This window comes from Streptomyces sp. NPDC051310 (assembly GCF_044455245.1).
GTDB lineage: Bacteria > Actinomycetota > Actinomycetes > Streptomycetales > Streptomycetaceae > Streptomyces.
Genome location: NZ_JBITEO010000003.1, coordinates 136,900 through 157,453, shown reverse-complemented (window position 1 = coordinate 157,453; position 20,554 = coordinate 136,900). Strand labels below are relative to the sequence as shown.

Annotated in this window: 9 protein-coding genes and 2 pseudogenes; 3 read left to right on the top strand and 8 right to left on the bottom strand. The window is 62.0% G+C overall.

All coding sequences use genetic code 11. The features are described from left to right. Positions 1-28: 28 nt before the first annotated feature. The 3 genes from ACIA79_RS05615 (at position 29) to ACIA79_RS05605 (ending at position 3,933) form a co-directional block, all read left to right on the top strand. Positions 29-412, top strand: a complete 384-nt coding sequence (locus ACIA79_RS05615; protein WP_399099107.1) for a hypothetical protein — start codon at positions 29-31, stop codon at positions 410-412. A 90-nt stretch (positions 413-502) separates the two neighbouring features. Next, the gene (locus ACIA79_RS05610) at positions 503-1,960 is read left to right on the top strand and encodes an ATP-binding protein (RefSeq protein ID WP_399426860.1); all 1,458 of its coding nucleotides are present in this window, start codon (positions 503-505) and stop codon (positions 1,958-1,960) included. Positions 1,961-2,070: 110 nt separating this feature from the next. Next, positions 2,071-3,933, top strand: a complete 1,863-nt coding sequence (locus ACIA79_RS05605) for a Druantia anti-phage system protein DruA (RefSeq protein ID WP_399426859.1) — start codon at positions 2,071-2,073, stop codon at positions 3,931-3,933. Between the two features lie 473 nt (positions 3,934-4,406). Here the strand turns inward: ACIA79_RS05605 and ACIA79_RS05600 are convergent. The 8 genes and pseudogenes from ACIA79_RS05600 to ACIA79_RS05565 form a co-directional block, all read right to left on the bottom strand. After that, positions 4,407-5,277, bottom strand: a pseudogene (locus tag ACIA79_RS05600) (IS5 family transposase). 25 nt (positions 5,278-5,302) lie between these two features. After that, positions 5,303-6,496, bottom strand: coding sequence for a hypothetical protein (locus ACIA79_RS05595; RefSeq protein WP_399426858.1), 1,194 nt, complete (start codon positions 6,494-6,496; stop codon positions 5,303-5,305). Next, positions 6,493-7,083, bottom strand: a complete 591-nt coding sequence (locus ACIA79_RS05590) for a DUF4365 domain-containing protein (RefSeq protein ID WP_399426857.1) — start codon at positions 7,081-7,083, stop codon at positions 6,493-6,495. The genes ACIA79_RS05595 and ACIA79_RS05590 overlap by 4 nt, the downstream gene beginning before the upstream one ends. A gap of 252 nt (positions 7,084-7,335) precedes the next feature. Continuing rightward, a complete protein-coding gene (locus ACIA79_RS05585; RefSeq protein ID WP_399426856.1) occupies positions 7,336-12,903 on the bottom strand; it encodes a DEAD/DEAH box helicase in 5,568 nt (1,855 codons plus the stop codon). Further along, on the bottom strand, positions 12,900-13,769 hold the full coding sequence (locus ACIA79_RS05580; RefSeq protein WP_399426855.1) for a hypothetical protein: 870 nt from the start codon (positions 13,767-13,769) through the stop codon (positions 12,900-12,902). Before ACIA79_RS05580 ends, ACIA79_RS05585 begins: the two co-directional genes overlap by 4 nt. Positions 13,770-13,987: 218 nt before the next feature. Continuing rightward, complete coding sequence (locus ACIA79_RS05575) at positions 13,988-16,879, bottom strand: hypothetical protein (RefSeq protein WP_399426854.1); 2,892 nt, start codon at positions 16,877-16,879, stop codon at positions 13,988-13,990. Between the two features lie 233 nt (positions 16,880-17,112). Continuing rightward, a pseudogene (locus ACIA79_RS05570) lies at positions 17,113-18,354 on the bottom strand (IS3 family transposase). A 268-nt stretch (positions 18,355-18,622) separates the two neighbouring features. After that, complete coding sequence (locus ACIA79_RS05565) at positions 18,623-18,946, bottom strand: helix-turn-helix domain-containing protein (protein ID WP_239099564.1); 324 nt, start codon at positions 18,944-18,946, stop codon at positions 18,623-18,625. Between the last annotated feature and the right edge of the window lie 1,608 nt (positions 18,947-20,554).

Genomic DNA, 20,554 nt, shown 5'->3' with positions numbered 1-20,554 from the left:
TTGCTCTTCCATCAGTCATGATGCTCGCATGGGTACCATCCAGTCAGCAGCAGAGATCGGGCCTCTGCTGGAACCCCTTACGGGGCAGAAGATCGCCGCACTCCAGGTGCTGGGCATCAACTCGCTGAAGACGCTTTCGCCACCTCTAGAGGCGCTAGCGGGAGAGGTGGTGACAGCGGTGGATGTCGTCGATCGCACCCTCCGCGTCGACACGACGAGCCATGTCATCTCGTTCGATCTGCAGCGCACCGGTCGGGTGGTCCTGCTTGAGTCCGCGGAGCCCTATCGGTTCGTTGCCGGGGCTAATCGCCCTACCGTCCGTCTTCTGATGGTGGATGGGACGGGCCTGGACTTGACCGAACCGGCCAAGACCAAGCGGATCACGGTGACGATCACGACCAAGCCCGCCTGACCCCAGCCGCACCGCAATGATCTACTTCCCAGGGCCGCCTCGATGCAGCTACTCTCGACGCAGAGATATGGGCAAGTCATGGGAGTGGCGATGGGTCAGCAGACGCACCGGAAGGATGACCTCCTGGTCTCCTCCAACTTCATTCGGGCGATCCGGGAGTCGGGCTACGTCAGCCTCTCGACCGCTCTCGCAGAACTCATCGACAACTCCCTCCAGGCCGCAGCGACCGAGGTCGCGATCACGGTCGTGCGGACCAAGGCAGACGATGATCCCGAGATCTCTGTCGAGGACAACGGTCACGGGATGTCGCGTTCCGAGATTGAGGCGTGCCTCCGCTTCGGTGGTTCGTCACGCTTCGACGGGCGGCAATCGTTCGGTCGCTTCGGCATGGGACTGCCTGCCGCATCGCTCAGCCAGGCTCGATGGATCGAGGTGATGTCCTGGCAGAACGGCCGGAGCGCGCACCAGGTCTCCTTGGACGTTGATGCTGTCGCTGCCGGGGCCCCGGTTGACCTTCGTGCGCGCCGCCAACCTGGCAGCACTGCAGGCTCGGGTTGCCGGGTGGTCTGGCGAAACTGCGACCGCATCGAGTATCGCCGCCTCGCCTGGCTCGAGCGGGCCCTGCGTCGTGATCTCGGACGCCTGTACCGGCGCTTCCTGAGCAGCGGCGAACTTGTCTTGACCATCAACGGGAAGCAAGTTGACTCAGTCGATCCCATGCTCCTTACCACCAGGATCGAGGGCCGTAGTGCACGGCTGGCCTTCGAGCCGATCCGCTATGAACTCGCCACCTCATTGGGCAAGACCGCCTTCGTCACGGTCAGGTTCGCGATGCTGCCGGTTCAGCACTGGCATCACCTGGACAATGTGACCAAACGACGCATGGGCATCGTCGGTGGAGCTGGCGTCTCCATCCTGCGTGCCGGCCGTGAGATCGCGAGTGGCTGGCATCTCATGGGAGCGAAGCGCAAGGAAAATTACGACGACTGGTGGCGATGTGAGATCGACTTCGATCCCATCCTTGATGAGCACTTCGGGATCACCATGAACAAACAGGGCATCCGGCCGTCTCAGGAACTTCAGGAGGCCCTTGGGCCGGAGCTGGAGTCGATCGCTCGGCTGCTGAACTTGCGCGTACGCCAAGCCTTTGAGGAGGTCAAGTTCCAAGCGGCAACGGAGACGTCATGCCGTATAGCGCAGGCCGCGGACGCCGACCTGCCCGTTATCCGGTCCACCAGAAAGGGGTCGGGCACCCTGAGTTACCGAATCGGGTCGGAACAGCTGCCGATTGAGACGATGTTCACCTCAGACCTGAAGCGGCGCACGCTCGATGTCACACTTAACGTTGATCATCCAGCCTTCGCAGCGTTGTACCGGCCCCTGCAGGCACTGAGCGACGAGGCGGGGAGAGACCTACGCACTGCACTCGAACTGTTCCTTCTATCCTTCGCCCGTACCACGACCCTCCTGGGCAGCGACGGTCACAACTGTGACGACCTCCTGCGACTATGGAGCAAAACCTACGGACGGATGCTCCAGAAGTCATGAAAGAAGAGGCCAAGCCCGTTACCCTCAGGCTCCCTGCCGACGCGCCTCGTCGGGAGAGGCAGGCGTTCGCTCGTCTCTGCGGCCTGCTGGCAAGTACTCCGCTCGGATCCATGGATGTGAGCAGTCACGATCACTGGATTCAGGCGGCCAAGATCAAGAACCTGTACGAGCAGCCGCTGCTCGCGGCAGCTGCTCACACCGCCATAGATCTGGTAGATCAGGGCTGGACGATCCAGACCGATAAGTCCGGGCACGTCTTCACTCCCCCGTTGGCGAGTGGTGACCGAGAGAATGAGAAAGCCCGGATCCGACGCCAGGAGCATCTGCGTCGGGACGAGCAACTCGGGCAGAGCAGCGTTCGACGCTTCGTCGAGAGTATGGAGCGCACGCACCAGCACGGCGGCCGGCTGGTCTCCATCTTTAATCTGATGCGCGACGGCCGGGAGTTGGCGGACGCACTTCAGAGTGCTGGCGCATCCACAGACGTCATCAGACCGTACGTTCAGATCGTCGACTCCTCGACCTGCGTTCTGACAGGTTTCAAGCTTCACGACATCTGGCGATACTTCCGGCACACTTGGTCCAATGCCTACGCAACCGTGCCCGGCCGTTCGATGCCAATCTTGATCCGGGACGCGGCCACTGAATTCCACACCGTCATTGGGCTGGCGGCGATCTCCAGCCCCGTTGTTCAAATCGCCGAGCGCGACCACTGGATGGGTTGGGAAACTGATCAGTTTCTTGAGCAGGTGCGGGCTGAGCCCACTGCTGACATCGCCCGCTGGCTGGCCCGACGGATCACGGTTCAGCAGGAAGAGATCTATGTTGATGATCTCCTCCGCGACGGGATCCTTCAACCGACCGACCTGGCGGCGCCTACCTCGGAAGTGATCGGCCGGCTGCGGGCTGACGCTGAACGGCACCGTCAGCGACACCACCAGGCCAGCACAATCCGCGAGGTCCGCAACATAGAGCGTGGTGCGTGGGTGGATCGGGCCACGACAGATCTGTTTCGCAGTAAGCGTTCAGCAGCGCTTGCCGAGACCTTGGAGATCGCCACCCTCCTTGGGGCCTATCTCTCTCCACCCACAGCCGAAGGACTCGCCAAAGCTTTCTCGGATTCGAAGGCGCGGGCACACATGCGTCGCGTGGTACGACGCGCACGAGGAGAGCGAGTCGGCACCGTCATCGCCGACCTCACCGTCTGTGGCGCCGTGGCGCCTTATAACGCGCTGGTGGCGGGTAAGCTTGTAGGGGCCTTGGCCGTCTCACCGAAAGTACTGACGGCCTACCGTGAGAAATATTCACGCCCCAGTGAGATCGCCTCTGCGATGGCTGGCCGTCCAATTCTGCGGGAGCCTCGCCTTTCCTTCATCGGAACCACGTCGCTCTACGGAACTGGTTCAAGCCAGTACAACCGGTTGTTTTGGCCTGCTGAAGTGATGGGAGGAAAGAGCAGCGCCCGGATGGGATTCCACGAACTTGGGCGATCACGCTCCTTTGGAACCTCTCACTTCTCCAGTGAGACTGTCGAAGCCCTTGTTCGGCTTTCGGCCCTGCGCGGATCGCTCGTACGAGTCAACAATCTGTTCGGTGAAGGAGTCAGCCCTCGTCTACGGAAGGTGAGGCTAGGGATCGCCGCACTTGGGTGGCCCGCCAACGAACTCCTCAGACACGGACGTGAGCGCATCCTCTACGGCGTTCCGTTGGTCAAAAATCTGCGGGACTACTCACTCGGCATCGATGAGGAGCCGGAGTACCTACTCAATCCCGATCTTCCTGAAGCAGACGACAGGGTCGCCAACTGGTGGCTTGAACGCTGGTGTCGGCAGAGGGCTGCACGCCAGGACGTCCTTGAGTCCATGCGTTCCCATCGGCTGGTCCGCCCAGTCCGGCATGGCGCCCGGGTACCGTTGCCTGCTGGAGACGGGGTGCCGCCGATCGACCAAGGAATGCTGCCCATGTTCACATAGCCGGGAGGCGTCCCTTCGCCGAGTGCGGGGCATGGCCGGAGCGGCACTGGCGTCATAAATCTCGGGCCAGGGCGGTTCGATCGCACCCAAAGCCCGGCCGCTGCTCGCCTCGATGTCGACCGGGCGGGTCGCCGGTAGGGGAATGGGCGCCCACTCCTTCACCCGCGGTAGGCGCCGACGAAGTGCCGCTCCTCGGAGCGGACAACGTCGCAGTCCGGCGGATGGCAGGCTAACGGTTGTCGCGGTCCGTGCTCTTGGTGACCTTACGCGAGCAGCGCCACCCCAGCTCGTTGCGCGGTATCCATGCTTCGTCGATGTCCTTGAGCCAGTGCATGCGCGGGCATCTCGTCCCCGCCTCCTGGGTGCGCTTCCGGACGATCGTGCAGGTCACCTTCCGCCCGGACGGAATCTCGCCGTAGCAGGTCAGGCGGGGACGCCCATGGACTTGCCTACTGTCAACCCGATAACAACGGCTAACACAATGAGCTGAGTCGCCGGAGGGTGATGAGGCAGCAGGCGAGCTTGAGGAACGCTTCGTGGATGTCGGCCCGCCGTTCCCAGCGGATCCGCAGGCGTCGGAATCCGTGCAGCCAGGCGAAGGTCCGCTCGATCACCCATCGGTAGGTGCCCAGACCGGTTCCGTGCCGGGTGCCTCGGCGGGCGATGGCGGGCACGATACCGCGGATGCGGACCTGGTCGCGGTAGATGGCGTGGTCGTAGCCTCGGTCGGCGAACAGAGAGTCGGGCTTGCGGCGGGGACGCCCGACCCGTCCACGGACCGGCGGGATCGCGTCGAGCAAGGGCAGCAACTGGGTGACGTCGTTGCGGTTGCCGCCGGTGAGAAGTGCCGCTAGCGGAGTGCCGTGCCCATCGGTGATCAGGTGGTGCTTCGAGCCGGCCCGGCCCCGGTCGACTGGCGACGGACCCGTGTGCTGCCCCCTTTTAACGCGCTGACGTGGGAGGAGTCGACCCGCAGCGGGACCAGTCCAGCCGCGAGGCCGCGTTGAGCTCAGCGAGCAGGACCTCGTGAAGTCGCTGCCGCACTCCGGCCTTGTTCCAGTCCCGCAAGCGTCGCCAGCAGGTCATGCCCGAGCCGAAACCCAGTTCCTTCGGCAGGTACTCCCACTGGATGACGGTGTGCAGGACGTACAGGATCCCGCACAGCACGTCCCGGTCGGGCAACGGCTTGCGGCCTGGATAGCGGAACTGCCGCTCGCGCTGCGGCAGCAGCGGCTCCAAGCGGTCCCACAGCGCGTCCGACACGATCCACGGCGACGTCTCCACACCGCAACGAACGCTCGGCTCCCCTCCTCGGACACGGCCACCAGCACCGATCCACTTCATTGTGTTAGCCGTTGTAAGAGTCTCCTTAGGAACTGCCCGAGTCGGAATCTTCTGAGCCTGTAAGGTGGCGCAGGAAGCTCGAATCGACCTCGATACGGCCAGTTAGGCGCCAAGTGCGGCGCTCGTAAGACAGGTCGCCCGTCACAGTAAAGGGAAGTTGGCGTTCGTAGGCCATGATCGCCCAGCTGTGGTCTGCTCCCGTCAGTGGTACATGCACTCGCAAAGTCTTTCGTTTTACCTCCGCCACGACGATAGCTGTTCCTGCCTCTTCGCCACTGGGCGTCGAGTGTTCCCGTATAAGCGACTTAACGAGACCGACTAGCCTTTCTCGCCGTACGGGCTCTTCTCTTCGCACGAGTTGTTCTCGTACACGCGGAAGCTCAACAATCGTGTCTCGGTCCAGCGTAATTGTTGCTAGGCCCACGTCCGGCCTGCGGTCAGCCGCTGCCCACTCGAAAGAAAAGTCCAGTGAGCGAAGGTGCTGCGAGTGTGACATCTCTTCGAGCGACTCCACTAGCCCCGCACTAAGCCCTAGGCTGCTTGGAGATGAAAGAACCTCTTCGTCCCAAGACTGTGTCAGACGTTTTGTGGTCTCAAGGCCTCTGGCCAATGTTTCCATGACTTGTCGTGGAAAAGGCATAGCAGGTTGCTCGTGGCCATCGATTGGTTGCGGATTAGCCTCGCCTAGGCGGGATACTACGGTGAAGACAAAACTGCCACGCTTCGTGTGCCCCAGTCTTGCATCCTCTTCCAGGAACTCGTTGACTGCGGCCGGCCTCCGTCCCTTATTCGGATGATCGGGATCGATTGCTGTAGTTGCAGCTGACTTCATCAACTTGAAGATCGCTTGTAATGTCTTTTCGGCCTGCTGGAAAGGGATTGTGCCATCGATCATTTCTTGATCGAGACGCACAAAGAACAAGTCCGCTCGTGTGGCGATGATTTGTTCCAGTAGCTGCCCGGCATCCCAGTTGTGAATATGCCCGAGCGACTCCAATGTGTCCGCGAAGCGTGGTGCGAAATCTGCGAAATCTGTGGCTAGCGGGACCATGACACGGGGCGCGGTGGCCAACGAGGCTGACCGGTAGCGCCAGACCTCGCGAACCTGCGGCTGCTTCTGTTCCAGCTCCCAGTCGTGAGAAGCCAGGAACTGAGAGACCGCGGGAGGAGTCAGCGCGGATGCAATCTCACGGTAGCTGTCAAACGCGGCTCGGGTCACCTCAGGCTCATCTCTGCATCGCCGATTGACTTCATGATGCCCAGAAGCTGCTCACCCGTGAAGAGGTTCCGGCGCGGTAGATGTACCGTGTGGTAATCATTGATCGGGCCATCGTATCTCAGGTTATCCGCAGACTCCCAAAACATGCGGCTACGCGTATACAGGCCATATTCATTTATGTGAAGCCAGGGTTCCGGGTCGCGTGGAATGAGGAGGACGCCAAGGTAGGCGGGGATATACCGCTTCGTGCGAGTTAGTTTTCGAAACGGTTTTGCTTTCATTTTCCACGTCATGCTGTCATCTTTAAGTAAGCTCTCCTGGTAGGTGCACTTCAATTGAAGCTCGAACTGTGGCCCGTAGAAGCCGCGGTACTCTGTCGAAGAAACAATAGTGATGTCAACGCCCTCAAAATCGGTCTCATGAGTCTTTATGGAGCATCCAGCCGCATAAGCAATCATCCGCGTGAACGATACGCTGAAGTGCTCCTGTAGTGCTGTGATGGGTATCTGGCCTTCCGCAAGATCTTGTTCGCCCATCTCTTCACCAGTGCCGCCTTCGGCCATATTGCCCCTCTTGGTTTCTTTCATCAATTGCCCTAGCGAGTCACGAGGGAGGAAGTAACGTTCAGGATAGAAGGTTCTTACTTGTGGTGGTTCCGTCTATTTTTGTGTAGAGCGACGCTAGGCTTCTTCATGATTCAGCACAGGCGACGGCCCGCACAACAATATGCAGGCCGCCGCCCAATGGGCTATCTCCCCTTGCCGTGCGATCAGGAGAGGTAATGGAGACTAATTCGGCCAAGCCCAGGCCTCAGTGTCGCCATTTGTATCCGTTCTAGCTCATGTCAGAGCCTTCAGAACGGTTTGGGTCGCGAATGGCAAGTTCTGGGAAACCACCAAATCATCAACCAAGTGGACCGAAACCTTGCTCTTGTCGGAACTTTCCTGGGCATGCTGCAACCGGTCGTTCGGTGCCACGCCCGGAGTCAGAGGGCTGTGAACACCAATGATCCATTCACGGTCACCTTCCCTAGCCAGGATGGGCGCAGTGACCGGCCCGACACCTGCGACGTCGGTTTCGACGCTTCGCTCGAACGTGATACCGAGCTCTCGGCTATCGAGATCCTCGAAGAGCTTGTCGGTCGACCGCGCGAGTCGTGCTTCGTCAAGAGCCGGTGGCGTGTCGTCGACCAGGTAGCGCAGGAGACTGGCCCCGACGTGGCGGTCAAGGAGGTTGTGTTCGAACCGATTACGGAAGCTGCGCAGACAGCGGTAGCAGGACTCATCGCAGTTCGCCGGGCAGTCTTCGAGAAGCTTCAGCGTTTGCCTAAAGATCTCCATGCCGTGGTCGTTGACCCGGCGGGTGAAGCCGGCACCGCCAGCGAGGGTGTCGTACATGTAGATGTCGGCTTCCCGGCCTTCGCCGCCGAGAGGTGTCAGCGCAGGACGGTATTCCGCTTGCAACTCCGTGGCCTCGATGCCTAGCTTCCGTGTCGCAGCAATCGTCAGGGCCTCAGCAATTGTGCGCAGCGCGATGTGTGTCGATAGATAGTCCGGCTTGAGGGTGATGGGCGAATCCACCTTGAGACGGACTAGGAGTACGTCGGAGATGAAGTCAGTACCGAGCACCAGTCCACGGGTCGAGCGAGATCCGGGACAGTTCGGTTCCTTTTCGTCGGGGTAGGGCTTCTTGTGTGTCCCATTCACCACACCCGTGGCAGAGGCTGTCGGCTCAATGAGCCCGCAGAGCGTGCAGTAGGTGTACCCCTCGCTGCGGGGACCGGTGTTCGTCACCAGCAGCGTCTCGCGACGATACGTCTGCTCAAGCCGGTTCGTGACGCGCTGCCAGGCGCTCTCCTCGGTCGGCCCGGATGCCATGAGCTTGGCTCGCGTGGCGTAACTGCGAGCCGGCGCCTTGTCGGCACTGGTGCCAGGGTCTTTCCTGGCCGGGTGCGCGAACCCCGGCGGGCGCATCCAGTTCTTAGCCTTGCCGAACTTGCCTTCGGCACGGCAGGCCGGGCAGTTGCGCTCATCCCCAGGCGCGGCCTCGCCGTACGAATAGTAGTTGGCGTAATGGCACACCTGGCACTCGAAGTAGAGCAGTTTGTCCCGCCAAGCTTGGTGACGCGTTTCTTGGACTGGCGCGTAGATGGCCTCGGAGGTCCATTCTTTGTTATCGATCCACACCACCTTGCCGGGCGCGTACTGGCTGAGCGCTACCGCAAGACCCTGACTGGGCGCATAATGGAACTCAGGCTTGAAGCGCGTCGACCGATCGATGTCAAAGACGTAGAACGATACGACGTCCGTCGGGAACGCGTAACGCGGCAGCACACCTTTGTATAGGAGTCGATCGAGCAGGTTCTTCTGGGTCCTCCGGGCATTCGGCTCCTCCGGATCCTCGGCTGCGTCGTCCGTATCTTCCTCATCAGTTTCCGATGACGCGTCACTACCGGAGGCCGTCACAGGGTGCCCGCTGGCATCGAGGTCAAGGGCCTCGTCGATCTCGTCGAGAGTCCTCGTGACGAAGTTTTCAAGGACGGAGTGGTGGCCGTTCTGGCCGAGCTCGTCGGGGAGCCATGCTGCAATGTCATGCCGAAGAGAGTCTTCATGGGACTTCAACCACTCTTCCAGGTCGGCCCTGTTCAGCGGTGAATTTGTCCCAGTGAAGTCCGTGATTTGTCCCAGTACCTCGAAAAGCTGCGGCTGCTCGTCGGGGTCGATGTCAGGAAGACGGTCCTGGTGGTAGCGCTGCAGCAGGTACGCAATAACGTGACGACGTGTGATCTCCTCGTTGTTCATCGTCAGTACTGGGTCATCGACCACACCGCGGATCATCAGTTCCGGCTGGCGGAAGTAATGATCGTCGTGAGTGTCAGCGCTTCCAAAGGCCAGCACAGTGGCGACTGCGTTGCCCCGCCGACCGGCCCGACCTGCGCGTTGCTGATAGTTCGCGCGCGAAGGTGGCATGTTACGCAGAGCGACACCGGACAGATTTCCGATATCGATGCCCACTTCCATGGTGGTAGTGCAAGACAGAACATCGATGGCGGCGGGTTTCTTCCGATCTCCGGATCCGGGCAGACCGAGGTCGACGTCTTGGAACAGCAGCTCGTGCTCTTCTGCTTTGGAGAACACAGCGTCTGACTGTGCCGCGGCATTGAGCTGCGCCGTATGCTCAGCGGCGATGATGCTCATCGGGGACTCGGGGCTGTCCTGTAGAGCCCGTGTGGCGCTGGCGCGGTAGTACCCCTTACGGGCTTGGAACACCGGGTCAGTGTCGGGGTCTAGCGTACGGACTTGGTCGTCTCGGCAGCTGACGCACCGGGAAGAGCCGGGGAACGGTCGCTGGGTGAAACGACAGCGTTCACAATATCCCCAAATCGTTCCGAGATCCAAGTAGACTTTCGAGGCGGACAGCCGGTATTTCCCAGCTACCGCTTCGCAGAACTCCTGAAGCAGTGTAGGCAGCCATGTGTCATTGAACTGCTTCTTCGCTGCCTTGGAGTGGAGCCATTGGTCAATCGATTGGAATTTACCCGTGTGCGGATGGACGCCGCCTTCCGTCTTCCACCAGTCTCCATCGGTCATCGACGGGAACCAGATGCCGGGAGTCGTCCATTGCATAAGCCACATTCGCATCAGCGCCAGCTTGGATTCCTCGCTGGTCGCCACGCTGTCGATGCCGGGGAGCGTTGCGAGCAAATCAGCAGTTCTGGCTCGGGGTTCCCGTAGGGATGCGAGGCCGAGGGATGCGAGGCCGAGGTATTTGTCCGTGAGCGTCGCGTACATCGTCCGCATCAGCGCATGCGGTGGCGGATCGGTGATGCTGAACAACTGCATGAGCTCGCCGGGGTTGCCCTTGAGTGCGCCCTTCTCGATGGCTGCTTCGACCCTGTCCAGGACGTGAAGTGACTCAGAAGGGCGCAGTTCGGGGCGAAGCCGAACCGACAATTGGCGGGCGCCAACCATGACTGCCAGATATAGATGATTCAAAGACAGCATGGGCTCGAGCATCGTCTTTTCCAGCTCTTGCCACCCGCGCAGGATTAGGGGCCGCATGGCGTCGCGCATCGAGTAACTCTGCAGGTTGGGAGCAAGCCGGGCGGCGACCTGTCGGGAGTCGGAAAAAGCGAGCACCTTACGCCCACGCAATGGCGCGAACTCGGTGTTCGGCTGCGCGCCTGGTGGTTGCACTTCAAGTTGACGGGTCACCAAGGCCTGAAACGGTTGGTCACCCTTCGTTTGATGATCTTGCACTGACGAGCGCCCGTAGCCTGCGCGCCGACCGCAGACACCGCAAGGCTTGAACTGCCCGTCCGCCTCGGCCTCGTCGCCGTCATCTTCGCCGGCGATTGGTTCCCCGCTCCGGAGTCCGGGCAGGAAAACGCTGCGGACGCGACGATCGAGTACCTTCTCTGGGTTGAGTCTGCCGGTGACCAGGTCGAGGTCGGCGAGTTCGACGTTCTTCTCGTAGGGCTCTTCGAGTAGCAGGTCAAGGGACTGCAGTTCCGGGATGAGGCCGGACGCAGACTGGAAGGCTCCTCCAGGCTGGTTCCACAGGTGCGAGGGGTTGACGAGGTCGTCGGTGTAGGCCCGCGCGTAGGAGGAGCCACAATGCCGGCACGTGTACAGCTCAAAAACCCTGGCTCCGCAGTCACAGGTTGCTCTGGGCTGGGCGTAGAGTCGGCCCACCGGACCTGACTCTGGGTAAGCCTCTCGGTCGACCTCCGGGCAGTCAGGGTCGAGACATGCCCACAGCCCGGGGAGACCGCGGAAAAACGCATGCACACGGCACGGCAGCAGCCCTGCACCGTCCACCGACCGTCGTGCCGCGCTACCGAGTGCAACCAGAGCAGAAGCGGCTCTGTCAGCGAGAACTTGGTCCACATCCGGGAAGATGAGTGTGCCCAGCTCGCTGACGGGCTGTGCTTGCTTCATCGTCTCGTTGACGAGGAGGTTCATCGGACCGAAGGCGTCGAGCGCCTCGTGTAGCAACTCGCCGACCGTGGCACCCGGCCTCAGGTCCACCGCACGGTAGTCCAACAGGCCTTGTACGGCAGCGATGCGGGCCTCGTCCCCTTCACCCTCATAGAATTCGTGCATCGGCACGGCAGCTAGGACCTGTGCATCCGGCAGGCTTCCTGTGCTGGCGCCTGCCCGAAGGGCAAGCTTGCCTTCGATGCTCTTGAAGTCGGCCTCGGACTTGCCGCTCAGCTGGGCGGCGAACTGACGCGCATACCGGGAGCTCGTGAAGCTGGCACTTGTGCAGATCACCTGCAACTGCTCTGCGGGGATACCGAGCCTCGCGCGTAGACGACGGAGCAGGAGTGCCACCTCGGCACCGGCGGCTCCCCGGTACATGTGAGCTTCATCGATGATCAGAAAAAACTTCTCGTCGGGGTTTTTTGCCAACCAGTCCCTTGTGGCATCGAATACGGGCCGCTCAAGCGGACGCATGAGCATGTACTCGAGCATCGAGTAGTTGGTGATCAGGACGTCTGGAGGCTCTTCCAGCACTTCATGGCGTGTCAGAAGCTCCGGGTCTTCGGGACGGGTGACGGCACGGATGAACTCGCCAGCCTTGTTCTTCCACCGGGAACCGCTCTTGCCGTACCACGCCTTCAGATCCGGCTTAGCTGGCCACTTGCCACGTGCCTCCAGTTCCTTGATGAGAGCATCTGCCTCCTCACGCTGTGGCGATGAGGAGTCGTTCGCCAGGTCGATCAGGTTGACGTAGAAGTCCTCGATGGAGCGAAGGCGCGTCTGGTCCTTCTTGGCCTTGCGCACGCCTGGGTACAGCGTCCGGCTGGTGTAGCGGGCGAAGCGCGCCGGGCGGCCGGCCCACTCGCTAAACTTGGCAGTGACGCGTGGGTCGCTCAGCAGGAGGCGAAGACGGCCCAACTGGTCGTTCACTAGCGCGTTCATCGGGTAGAGGATTAGTGACCTCACAGCCGGAACCTTGAAGGACTCAGGCTTGTGTGCGGCCTCTGCCGCGAGTTTGGCCAGCATCGGCAGGAGGAACGACTCAGTCTTGCCCGAACCTGTACCGGTCGTGACGGCCAGGCTCAGGCCATCGCGAGCGGTCGACTCTAGTGCTTCAGCCTGGTGGGTATAGGGCGGGTCGTACAGCAGGCGCTTCGAGCCGGCCGCATGTGCCGACAGGCTGCTGAGTAGATCTCGCACGGCTTCGTCGAGGTCCAGATCACCGAAGCCGCGGTTCGTCTGGTAGCGAGGGGTGCTCTCGATGAAGGGGGCTTGGAACAGTACGCCTTCCTGCTCGAGCAGTTCACGACGCTGGTCGAGCACGGTGGGATGCCCGATGTGATAGGTCGCCTCGATGTAGTCCCGAAGGGCTGTCTGGATCTTGCTGATCGTCTCCGCGATCGTTGGCGCTTCCACTGTCACGCCACCCCTCCCTCTTCTCTGACGTGCATCCATAGCATGTCAGTGAAGAACGCCCGCACTTGGCCGATCGCCGACATCGGTACGCGATAAGAGACGAGTGCCCCTCTTGCCTGCGGGACAGGGATACCCACAAGCTCGAGGTAGCGCTGCGCCCACCCGGGCACGGGGCTGAACAGGTCCAGACATCGGTCGCCAGACGTCCCCGGAGCCGGTCGTATGTACATGACTTGCGGTGTGTCGGCCAAGGCATCGATGGCTGCCTGTGTGCGCCACGCCTCGTCGCAGCCTGCCGCAGCGAGGTCATCAACTGGAAGATCCACCAGTGCGCGAGGGACTCCATGCTCCACGCGCACAAAGCACCACAAGTCAGCACCGTAGGCCTGAGATCGGCGGGCAACGAAATCTCCTGAGTCACTGCTCGCGAGTTGTCGCCAGCGACCTCGGTAGTAGCGGACGGATGCCGCTGTATCGATGATCTTGAGGCCGCCGACCTCTCCAGACTCACCGGCACCGTCCAAGCGCTGGCGCATCACAGTTACGACCGCGGCTGGCTGGTCCGTCCTAGGTCGCTTGAGCCAGTGATCAAGAGGTATCTCATGCAGGCCGGCGGCACGCAAACGCCCCGGGGCGAGCTGAGCGTCGAGCTTGAGAGACCTGGTGTGGCCCTTGTGCTGGATTCCTGCGCCCAGCGACTCGTTTACGAGCGGTGCGCCGTTGGGCCGCACACCGAGCAAGAGGTACCGTCCGAGCGCCTTCTCCACGAATGAAGGCGGAGCCAAGTAAATCTGACGACCTTTATGATCACCTCGGTGAGGAAGTTCGATCAGGTCACCAATCGATACCAAAAGGTCCAGCTGTGCTGCCACTTGGGGACGCGTGAACAGGCTTGATTCGTCCAGTGGACTGAGAGCCTCAAGTACTGCATCTACAAGGCGGCGCGGAGTCGACGGGCACAGGAAAGAGGCTGCACGGCGGAGCAAAGCGGAGAGCGCCTCGGCAGAGAACGCATCAGTTGTCGTCTCATCCAGCCAGAGTGCACGGACTGTTCGCTCTGCTGCCTCTTGCTTACTGAGCACCGTTAATTTCACCGGGTGCCTCCGACAATCGACTGTTCTGATACCTCTCGAAGATCTTCAGTACCCATTATCGCGAATCGAGCCGCACGAATAAGGACGGGTGATATCAGCACACACCTCAGCATTTTGTCTCGCTCGATCTCGTCCCAACTCTCCAGAGACCCCGGTGTGCTTGCAAGAAGCAGTAGAAATTCCGCTGCGACACGCGGGTCGCCGATACCAGTGTCTGACGCGATGAGGCTGATCGCCTGGCTCAAGCCCTCCCGCAATGCCGGCAGCGAATCCGTCCACTCCCAGAGATGGTCAGCGATGTAGCGGGCTACTGCACGTTGTGCCTGAGCCTCGCCTACGAGCCTCTGCATTTCATCTAACGTGTCTGGCCTCCTATGCGCACTAAGACGACCACGTCTGCGCTCCAAATGAGACCATCTGTTCCCGGCCGTGAGGGACACGAGGGCCGCTGTAATCGCATCGAGTACCAGTTGCCGCTGGCGGTATGAGAAGGGATCGGCTGACAGATCAGCATCCTGCCATCGGTGGTGTCCACGGATTAGTTCGAGGACGTCGGACATGGGAGTGCCTGTGCAGTGGATGTTTGGCTGGTCGTTCGGCCTCTGACGCAGCCAATTTGGGTCAGGAGGCAGGATGATGGCTGCGGTCGCGTGGCCGGAAGTAGCTCGAAGCATGCCACCACTCGTTGGGACGGTAATCGCCCGTCGGGCATCTTGCTGCTCACCGAGCAGAGGATTCTCCACAGAGAAGAGGAGCACCTGAGTGCAATCGCCATCTGTACGGTCGATTAGACGTGCGGCGTGCCCACCGTTGCGCTGCTTAGTGAGAATCCAACGGAGCGGATGAAAGCCACGTTCACATCTGAGTGTCGCGAAGCCGACTCCGCTGCGGGAAACCGAGATCTCGCATGACTCGGCTACATTGTAAACACTCTGCAGCCTTCCCTTGCGGAACTCCTGGGCTGCCAACCTCGTCCATGCGCTGTCGTCAAAGGGAAGTGAGATTGCGTGACGCTGGCGAACCAGTTCATTGTCGGATTCGTCACGCAGCACAATACTCAGCTCAGCCCTCGTCCCCACAGGGCCGTCTACCGAGAGACTTGCCCGACCGTCCCAAATCTCGGTTAGCTTCGGGCGGGCTGGAGTGGCGAACAGCCGGATGCCTGCCCCCTCAGTGTTCTCCTCCAAGCTTGGGTGAGGATCGCGAATAGTGACAATAAGCGAACCGCTCACAAAGGGCCTGCCTGCACTCCTGGTTAGGAGTGCAACATGTACCTCGTGCGTGCCTACAGGAAGGTCCTCGAGAGCGAATACGAGTTCTTGACTACCTGCAGGCCATTCGAGCAGTGAAGGTAGTCCACCGTCTATTCTTACTGAACATTTCTCTGTCGCTTGAGTAGACTTCACTATGAGGAGTGCTGGTTCCCCGGCCATCCACTCGGCAACTCCTTCCCCGTCCCAGGAAGCCGGAATAAGCCCGACAGGGTGGATGGACACGTTCGACACCACTGACAGGCCCACTGCCGCGAGCTGAGTGACCTCTTCTTCGCTGAGGGTGTTGGGCACCTTTAAATCGAAAGCATTCACTCCATCAGCAAGAATAAATGTCTCAGATATCCAAGGTAGTGCCAGAGGGGGAAGGTCAGCGCGGCCCACCAGGCAATATTCGTGACCTGGCCGGACAACTCCGCCTTTGATCTCGATAGCTAGACCTCCGGGTTGCTTCCGGAAGAGCCACCATGGGCCCCTGGTGATGGTGCAACGCTCGGCGATCAGCTCATTGACTTGTGTGGATCCCTGCTCCAATTGAATGATGGGCACGCCCGGCCGAGGCCACGCGGTTAGCGCTACTCTGCCTGGGTACAGCAGTTTTCCGCGGGGAAGTGGTTGGTGACGTCCTTCGATTTTTGGGCGACGTGTCCGCAGTTCCTCGCCGACCTGGATATTTTCCGCTTGAAGAGTCGTGAGGTCGGGTAGGCCCAAATAGGGGCACCAACCGTTAGCTTCTTGGCGCAAGAGGAGTTTCGGATTGGAGACAGTCGGTAGAGGCTGCCCTCGCTGCGCAGGCCCCGAACTCGTACTCGTCGGAAGAAATCCGCTAGAGCGGACTGTGTGCGCCGAGCGCTTAGCCTGGTACAGCCAGTTTCGTGAATCATGCTCTTCCGTTAGGTCGTCAAGTAGACGAATGAGCGCCGATTGCACCAGGTACGGAGATTCCTCGTCGTCGCCTGATAGTAGAGCTGCGGAAATATGACCGAGCAGGATCTGGTTCGAGCAGAATTTTTGGAAGCGATCACTGTACCCGCCCGTGCGCGATGCCAGGCTGGCGCCCAGAACGCGTGGGTCATCAAGCATGGTCGGTGTAAGTATTGCGCGCGCCTCGTATAGAAGCTGTGCCATCTGGCGTTGTAGGTCAGCTGGCATGATGGCATGTGTGATTGGCCATGCGATGATGCTGAAATTTTTAGCAAAAGCTCCCTTGGGTTCAATCCCGCCGTACTCGGCCGCAAACCGTTTAAACCACTGCTTAATGTATTTACGGTTATTGTCTATTTTCCACTGCGGGCCACGTTCCCAGCCTGGTGTCTTCTGGGAGAACAGGGGCCAGTACTCGTCTCCGGTATAGAGATATCCGATCTCAGCAGCGTGCACTACGAACGGCAGCCACCAGGTACGGTGTCGAATGTCGAATCCTTGTTCGACAGCCCCGCGCACCGCATTCGAAAGCAACTCAAGGTCATCCTGGTTGAGTTCGTGTTCCAGGGCGAAGACGGGCGCTGTTGGCTGTAGTGCCTGGCGATGTGTGTGAAGTGTCCGAAAGTGCTCATCGAGGTACTCGTGTAGGTACTTGAGGACCTCCGTCGGTCCGGCAGGCGCCGTTCTTGCCACGCTCGGTCTCCCTCCCCTGGGTCCCGCCTTGCACTAGACATAGTTTGGGACAAGTCGATGGCAGTGCGGACATGGTTGGGCGAGAACGACCATCCCCGCCGACTCCCGGCAGCGTGCGCCCGGAAGTCGTCGAGCTCTATCGCTTCCATCGGAAGGGCCACGGGGAGCTTGGGATCGGCGTGGCCGACCACCGCGGTACGCACCCGTGAACCGCTCCGGGATCGGTGGAGGCTCTATGCGTTGACTCCAGCCGCCGGTTGGGGCTGGAGTTGAGCGTAGTAGTTGGTCTCGTGTTCGTGGGGCGGGGTGTCTCCGATCGCCGTGTGGAGGCGCTGGCTGTTGAACCAGTCGACCCATTCCGCGGTGGCGAGTTCGACGTCGGCCAGGCTGTGCCAGGGCCGACGGGGTTTGATCAACTCAGTCTTGTAGAGGCCGATCTGGGGACTCCATAAGCGCGTTGTCCAGGGCGTCGCCGACGGTGCCGATCGAAGCATCGATGCCGGCCTCGAGGAGGTGCGCGGTGAACGCGAACGACGTGTATTGACTGCCCGCATCCGAATGATGAACCAGCCCTGGTCCAGGGGAGTTCCGGCACGGTCTCGGCGCCACAACGCCATATCGAGGGCGTCGAGGACGAGCTTGGCCCGCTTGCTGGTGGCGGCGGACCAGCCGACGATCGCCTGGGAGAACACGTCCACGACGAACGGAACGTAGACGGTCCCTGACCAGGTGGCGACATAGGTGAAGTCGGCCACCCACCGCTCGTTCGGGCCGGACGCGGTGAAGTCGCGCCTGAGCAAGTCAGCAGCCCGGTCTTGGCCGTCGTCCCGGATGGTGGTGCGGATCTTCTTCCCGCGTCGGGCACCCTCAAGGCCGCGGTCCCGCACCAGCCGGGCCACCGTGCAGCGGCCACGGGTATGCCTTCGCGGTGCAGCTGCCGCCAGACCTTCCGCACCCCATAGACGCTGAAGTTGTCCCTGTGGATACGGCTGATCTGCGTCTTCAGCTCCGCGTCGCGGACCGACCGGGCGCTCGGGTCGCGGTTCCTGCGGCGTAGTAGGTGCTCGTTGCGATGTTCAGTCCGTGGTCGGTCAGGACCCGGCAGATCGGCTCGACTCCGAACACCTGGCGGTACTCGTCGGTGAACGCTAGGAGCGTTTCGACGGCCGGTCGAGCTCGGCCGCGAAGAAAGCCGACGCGGCCTTCAAGATCTCGTTCGCCCGCCGCAGCTCGGCGTTCTCGGCCCGCAGCCGCTTGATCTCCGCAGCCTCCTCGGACGTGACACTGTGCCGCTGACCGGCGTCCACCTCGGCCTTGCGGACCCAGGTCCGCACCGTCTCAGCCGCGCCGATCCCCAGCTTCGCCGCGACAGACTTCATCGCGGCCCACTCGGTCGGGTAGTTCGGACGGATCTCCGCGACCATGCGCACCGCACGCTCACGAAGCTCAGCAGGGTAGGGGGACGGACGTGCCATGACTCGATCCTCTCTGGGAATCGAGCCCCCATCAGACCCGGAGCGGTTCACCCGTCGCTTGTCGACGGCCACGCAACCTCCAGCCGTACTGGATCGGTGTCCGCCGTTGGCCGGCGCCCTGCCACACTGTCGGGCACCTCCGCCCTAATGGCACGTCCTGCCACTGACAATGCTGAGGGCTACTGTTGAGGGACCCAGACTGACGTGGCGGGCGTACATTGTGCGCCGAGATGGGGGCGACGTTCCCATGCCAGCTCTGAGCGGCTGCTCAGAATCTGCGATCTCTTTCCGTCCAAGCGGCTGGCCCGGGCCACAAGCTTTTGCCCAGCGCCACTTCCAGTCGTGCCAGGGTCCCCAGGTCGGGCAGGACCATCCCCCGGAGCAGCCGGCTGATCGTGGCGTGGGAGACGCCCGCCTTGTCGCCGAGCGTGCGCAGGCCGATCTCGGAGGCCGCCATGGCCGTCGCCAGGTTGCGTGCGAAGGCCTGGCCATAGTGCGCGCTGACGGGGGCGCTCTCGACGAGCCGGGCGTACGGCCACTCGCCGGAGGCGATGTACGTCGCCGGCAGTTGGTCGTTGTTGCTCCGGGGCATGCCGAAATGATCCCACGTCGCCATGGGGCCCGTCCCTCCGTGCCGGTTGAGTCGACACACGCCTCGTTTTGGTGCAAGTACACACCAGTCTAGATCATGAGTGGCAGCGACGTCGGCATTCTTGTTGCCGCTTTACGGAGACGGTTGCTGGCCGTTGGCGGGAAGCTCTGTGCATTTGACCAGGGTTCGTTGGAGGTCCGCAGCGAGGCCGACGGCGGTGGTCGCCTGGCCAGTCCGAATGATCAGCATCCCCGTGCGCCCTGACGGGGCTGCCTCGACGAGGTAGCCGAGCTGATGTCGAGCCGCTCGTGAGCTCCGTCTGCCCTGCCCATGGGCAGGACTGTGAGTCGTTCATTCCGTGAGGGTGATGACGCCATCGGGGATCCACCCCTCCAGATAGCCCCGCAGAAATGGGCCGAGCTCGTGCGGGTGCACATGCAGGTCACCCTCGACCTCGGTCAGGGGGTGCCAGGCATACACGGCATCTGGTGACGTGCTCGAGCAAGGACGAAGGGTGAGATTTCTCATTCGGCCCCGACGGACGGCGAAAATGTGCCTGGTGGCGACCTGCGTCGGTGCGGTCGGAGGGGACGTGTACTTGCCGACCACGGGAACTGCAGCCAAGTACCAGCGATTGAGCAGAGGGTCCTGGATTCGCACGAGGGAGAAACCGGTCGGCTGGAGGCGGACCACTGTCGCCCTCAATGGCTTCCACGCCCTCTCACCGGGCGAGCGTCTGAGCAAGACACGCTCCTGCTCGTCAATGACGGCAACTTCTTGTGAGCAGTGGCTGTGTCGGCGGGTTGCGATACGTCTCATGTCTTGAGAGTCCGGCAATGGCCACCTCGGCGCCCCTGAGGGGCGCCGGAGTGAATGAAAGCGATAGGCGTGGAGCGGAAGACTCAACCATCGCGCCGATACGCGCCCAAGAGGTGTGTGCGTGAGGAGGGCTGACAGGTCGTGACCTGCGGCGATGCTGACAGCGTTCCCAGATCACTCGAAGCGCGTTCTGAGGGCGGAGGGGCCGCCCTCTCTGACCTGCGCTCTGAGAGTTTCGATCAAGCCCCACGGAGGCGGGGAGGCCACCGGGACGGGCCCGATGATCCGGTCGTGCGCCACTGGGTGCGGCGTACCGGCGTCAGTGTAGCGGGTGGGGAATCGCGGGCGCCGGGAGACAGGGGGTGGCCGGGCGGTGCCCTCCCCGGTGCGGTGGCGCGGCGCGGGTGCCCGCGCAGGCTCCCGCCCGCCAGCCCTTCCCGCCCCCCGCCGGTAGGATCCGGGCGCTTCGGCCCCGCGCCCCCGCCTCCCGGGCCGGACCCGGGCTGGGCCGGGACCCGGACCCCGCAAGGCCGAGCCCGCCCCACCCCACCTCCCGCCCCCGGTCCCGCAAGGCCCAGCCCCCTCCGCCGACCCACCCCGCGGTACAAAGAACCCACGCCCCCGCGGCGGCGCGCAGAACCGCCCCCGCGGCCGACCACGCAGAGGACCGCCCCCACAGAGCCCCCCCCCACAAAGCCCCCCCAAGCGCAGCCCCACAGCTCCCCCCACAGCGCAGCCCCCCACAGCGCAGCCCCCACACCGCCCCCCCCGCAGAAGGGCCAGCCCCCC

What these genes read in the sequence shown, in the direction of transcription:
- ACIA79_RS05615 (WP_399099107.1), top strand. Translation starts at nt 29, where the DNA reads ATGGGTACCATCCAGTCAGCAGCAGAGATCGGGCCTCTGCTGGAACCC.
- ACIA79_RS05590 (WP_399426857.1), bottom strand. Translation starts at nt 7,083, where the DNA reads ATGAAAGAAACCAAGAGGGGCAATATGGCCGAAGGCGGCACTGGTGAA.
- ACIA79_RS05605 (WP_399426859.1), top strand. Translation starts at nt 2,071, where the DNA reads ATGGATGTGAGCAGTCACGATCACTGGATTCAGGCGGCCAAGATCAAG.
- ACIA79_RS05610 (WP_399426860.1), top strand. Translation starts at nt 503, where the DNA reads ATGGGTCAGCAGACGCACCGGAAGGATGACCTCCTGGTCTCCTCCAAC.
- ACIA79_RS05565 (WP_239099564.1), bottom strand. Translation starts at nt 18,946, where the DNA reads ATGCCCCGGAGCAACAACGACCAACTGCCGGCGACGTACATCGCCTCC.